This window comes from Streptomyces bobili, assembly GCF_002154575.1.
Taxonomy (GTDB): domain Bacteria; phylum Actinomycetota; class Actinomycetes; order Streptomycetales; family Streptomycetaceae; genus Streptomyces; species Streptomyces bobili.
This window is the reverse complement of record NZ_MUBA01000895.1, coordinates 1-636: the sequence shown is the minus strand read 5'-3', so window position 1 is coordinate 636 and position 636 is coordinate 1. Positions and strand designations below refer to the sequence as shown.

General features: G+C 71.7%; 1 protein-coding gene. It reads right to left on the bottom strand.

Going from position 1 to position 636, the window contains the following annotated elements:
• A partial coding sequence (locus BZL64_RS38540; protein WP_279634668.1) for a folylpolyglutamate synthase/dihydrofolate synthase family protein occupies positions 1-636 on the bottom strand: 636 nt, incomplete at both ends.

Here is a 636-nt window from a genome sequence, read left to right as displayed (position 1 = left end):
GTTGGTGGCGTCCCAGGAGCCGCCCATGCCCACTTCCACGACGGCCACGTCCACGGGGGCGTCGGCGAAGGCGGCGTACGCCATGCCGGTGAGCACCTCGAAGAAGGACAGCCGGTACTCCTGGGCGGCGTCGACCATCTCCACGTACGGCTTGACGTCGTGGTAGGTCTCGACGAACCGCTCGGCGGAGACCGGCGCGCCGTCGAGGCTGATGCGCTCGGTGATCGACTGGACGTGCGGGGAGGTGTACCGCCCGGTGCGCAGGTCGAAGGCGCCGAGGAGGGCCTCGACCATGCGGGCGGTGGAGGTCTTGCCGTTCGTCCCCGTGATGTGGATCGAGGGGTACGCCCTCTGCGGTTCGCCCAGGACGTCCATGAGCGCGGCGATCCGGCTGACGGAGGGCTCCAGCTTGGTCTCGCCCCAGCGGGTGGCCAGCTCCGCCTCGACCTCGCGCAGGGCCTTGTCGACCTCGGGGTCGGCGGGCCGGGTGGGCACGCCGGACTCCGGTGGACCGCCCAGGGTGCGCAGGGTGCGGCTGCCGGCCTCGATCACCGCGAGGTCGGGGTCGCGGTCGGTCTCGGCCGCGATGATCTCGTCGAAGGAGTCGAGGGGGTCGGGCTGGTCGCTGTTGCCGTT